The sequence below is a fragment of the Bombiscardovia coagulans genome (assembly GCF_002259585.1).
GTDB classification, from domain to species: Bacteria; Actinomycetota; Actinomycetes; order Actinomycetales; family Bifidobacteriaceae; genus Bombiscardovia; species Bombiscardovia coagulans.
This window is the reverse complement of the sequence record NZ_MWWS01000012.1, coordinates 1-4,200: the sequence shown is the minus strand read 5'-3', so window position 1 is coordinate 4,200 and position 4,200 is coordinate 1. Positions and strand designations below refer to the sequence as shown.

Below are 4,200 nucleotides of genomic sequence, written 5' to 3'. Positions count from 1 at the left end.
TTCTTAACCACAAACCCCCAGAAACGTTCACTCATAACACACCCTATTACTAGCACCAACCGTACAAACAGCTACTAGCCCATTACCCCAACAGAGTTTGGACGCCAATTTCCACGACAGTCGCGACACACTCATATGACCTACCAACCATACTAAAGTAGGTTGAAAACATCGTACTTACACCAAGTAAAATGACAACTTCGTTATAGTGGCATGAGTGTGGTTTAAAAACACAGCATTTACAAGAGACCGGTGTGCAAAGCAACTTCTCACACACCGGTCTTCTGACCTTACAGGTAATTCACTCAAAAGCCATAACCAATCCGCTTTTATTCATTACCAGTGCCCTTACTAAAAACGGCAAAGAGTCTTCTCGTGTCGAATTAGCCTCGGCAGCAAACTACAACATTCTTCATGCACAATTTTACTTGCCGGCATGAGCTGGTCCAGAGCTAAGAACCTTGTCATGCTTTAACTTCCGGTACGCCAAACCCATAATCATGAGCACGATACCCACAAACAGCATATTCAAAATACCTCGACCACCAGTTAAAGGCAAAGCACCAACTTTACCTGGATCAGCCTGACCAGGACGCCAATTCATAATGATCTTCTTGATCATCCTTCCCTCGTCATCTTCAAACGCAGGACGGCCAATGTGATCCAGCACTATGGGGCACTGGTAGGGTCCGAAGTCGAGTTTGTTGATATCTGCTGCTACCCCTTTACCACCTCGGGTTCTCACTAACTCAGCTGGAGTTTTACCTGCATACCCACTAAAATCAACATACTTAAACACTCGCTCAGGACGAATATACACGATCCCTTGCGTGACCTCGGCTTCTTTATACTCATACAAGCCAAACTTCAGCTCAGTCACTTTCCCAGGACTATTCGGGTCACGAGGATCTTTCTTAACTATCGGAATACCAACAAAAGTCACAATCCCATTGTCATCTGACATAGCCTGCACGGGCTTTACCCCATTCGGCGGCCCCTGAGGAGTGCCTTCACTGTCTGCATCATAAAAATTCCCATCCTCATACAAGAAGGACATAGAGCCATAACGATCCTCAGGACGCGTCAAACGGAAAATAGCATACGGAGCTGCATAAGGTATTTCTCCCTCTTCGGGTTTATTGCTCTTACCGAACTGCAAACCAGGAGTACTAACCACAGCATCAGTCCTCAACGAGCCATCCTTAATCTGAATGCTATCAATAGTCTCCGCAGCCACCTCATTCACCAGCAAACCAGTCTCATGCGCGAGGAAATCCCCACCGCCGCCGGTTAACTTCGTCTCATATGTCCACGAAAGCCACAAATGAGAAACACCACTCACGCTCGACTCATCCGAAAAAACCCTAGTAAAATCACCAACCGACAAATACCAAGCCCATGTGTTACCACACAGCTGAGCGTCAGGGTTATCTGTGAGAAACACGCCCAAACCGGTTCCAGTATTGTTAAAAAGCGTTTCAAGCCACAATGGGGTGTCGCTGATTATGTTCCTATAGACGTTAGTACCTGTTCCAACTACATAATTCCCCTGAGAATCCTTCATAGAACCAATGACTGACTTTACATTGTACTTTGCGTCGATAGGTGCAGAATGTGCTGCCCCACTAGCATCCTGCCAATTCAACTTCACCTGCGGAACTGGATCAACACCAGGAGATCCCCCCAACATCTTCAAACCAGAAGGCAACCTATCAACTACAGCAACAGCGGCACTGTCACCATTTCGATTCTTGCCGGTATACTTCTGTATCTCTTTAATATCTAACTTCCCATCACCCAAAACCGGAGAAGCCTCATTATATAACCTATAATCCACCTCCCACGAAATCGTATCGCCAACCTGCGCATACAAAGCACCACGATCTTTCCCATCAACATCAACTACCTTCGTGGCAGTCTTCATCAAATCATTCTTAGCAACATTCTTAGGGAACAAATGAAGGTGATACACATTACCCGCCACCTCAACCGGTGACCGCACACCAGTAACTGTATCTAACTGAGTAGTCTTATTAGTCGTATGATACGGCAAATCAAAAATCACATCAGGAGACGGATTATACAACGGATCATACAAGGGATTATCCGCACGAGAATACGGAGAATCCATCTCCCGTAACAAGTAATAATTTACTACTCCTGCGTTATCAACCACAGGGAACTGCGTAACAACACCACCATTATCAACCACACGCCAAAACCCATCAGAAGCAGAAGAAACACTGGCATTCGGCGCATTCTTAATCACACCATTACCATCCGTCTTACCCACATAACGCTCATGAGTATCAAAATTTGACAACTTCGGATCCATATCACCAGAAGACACCCCAGCCTTCGGTGTAACTCGAGTCACCATGAATTCAACACCAACACCAGAAAACTGAACACCAACATTGGGGTTCTTCAGAACACTGGCATCTTTATCCGAACCTACAGCAGCTGTACCATCCCTCTTACTCAACAGCTTCGTCACCGTCAAATAAGCCTTATCAGGTTTACGCGAATCAGAATCAGGTACAAACTGATCAGCAGAAGTATAAGTATCACCATCACCCGGAACTAAAACCACTTCAGCATGAGCAGCCGGAACACAAACCAACAGCACAGCAACCACCAGCAACAACGAAAGAAACAGCCTCACCACAGCCGCATTCTTAACCACAAACCCCCAGAAACGTTCACTCATAACACACCCTATTACTAGCACCAACCGTACAAACAGCTACTAGCCCATTACCCCAACAGAGTTTGGACGCCAATTTCCACGACAGTCGCGACACACTCATATGACCTACCAACCATACTAAAGTAGGTTGAAAACATCGTACTTACACCAAGTAAAATGACAACTTCGTTATAGTGGCATGAGTGTGGTTTAAAAACACAGCATTTACAAGAGACCGGTGTGCAAAGCAACTTCTCACACACCGGTCTTCTGACCTTACAGGTAATTCACTCAAAAGCCATAACCAATCCGCTTTTATTCATTACCAGTGCCCTTACTAAAAACGGCAAAGAGTCTTCTCGTGTCGAATTAGCCTCGGCAGCAAACTACAACATTCTTCATGCACAATTTTACTTGCCGGCATGAGCTGGTCCAGAGCTAAGAACCTTGTCATGCTTTAACTTCCGGTACGCCAAACCCATAATCATGAGCACGATACCCACAAACAGCATATTCAAAATACCTCGACCACCAGTTAAAGGCAAAGCACCAACTTTACCTGGATCAGCCTGACCAGGACGCCAATTCATAATGATCTTCTTGATCATCCTTCCCTCGTCATCTTCAAACGCAGGACGGCCAATGTGATCCAGCACTATGGGGCACTGGTAGGGTCCGAAGTCGAGTTTGTTGATATCTGCTGCTACCCCTTTACCACCTCGGGTTCTCACTAACTCAGCTGGAGTTTTACCTGCATACCCACTAAAATCAACATACTTAAACACTCGCTCAGGACGAATATACACGATCCCTTGCGTGACCTCGGCTTCTTTATACTCATACAAGCCAAACTTCAGCTCAGTCACTTTCCCAGGACTATTCGGGTCACGAGGATCTTTCTTAACTATCGGAATACCAACAAAAGTCACAATCCCANNNTNANNNGACATAGCCTGCACGGGCTTTACCCCATTCGGCGGCCCCTGAGGAGTGCCTTCACTGTCTGCATCATAAAAATTCCCATCCTCATACAAGAAGGACATAGAGCCATAACGATCCTCAGGACGCGTCAAACGGAAAATAGCATACGGAGCTCCATATGCCAAAAGGTCACCTTCTTCGGGTTTATTGCTCTTACCGAACTGCAAACCAGGTGTAGCAACAACAGCATCAGCTCTCAACGAGCCATCCTTAATCTGAATGCTATCAATAGTCTCCGCAGCCACCTCATTCACCAGCAAACCACTCCTGTGTCCTACAAAATCACCACCACCACCGGTTAACTTCGTCTCATATGTCCACGAAAGCCACAAATGAGAAACACCACTCACGCTCGACTCATCCAAAAAAACCCTAGTAAAATCACCAACCGACAAAGCAAAAGCCCACAAATTACCATTCAACTGAGGATCGGTATCATCGGGCAAAAAATAATCCAAAGAGCTACTTGCAAACGGAAAAATAAATTGATCCCACCAAGGTTCATTGTTGATAACATTTCTGTATAAGTT

1 protein-coding gene is annotated in these 4,200 nt (G+C 45.6%); it reads right to left on the bottom strand.

The window, feature by feature from the left end:
- Positions 1 to 424 precede the first annotated feature (424 nt).
- Positions 425 to 2,710, bottom strand: coding sequence for a hypothetical protein (locus tag BOCO_RS07295; protein ID WP_094723722.1), 2,286 nt, complete (start codon positions 2,708 to 2,710; stop codon positions 425 to 427).
- Positions 2,711 to 4,200 lie beyond the last annotated feature (1,490 nt).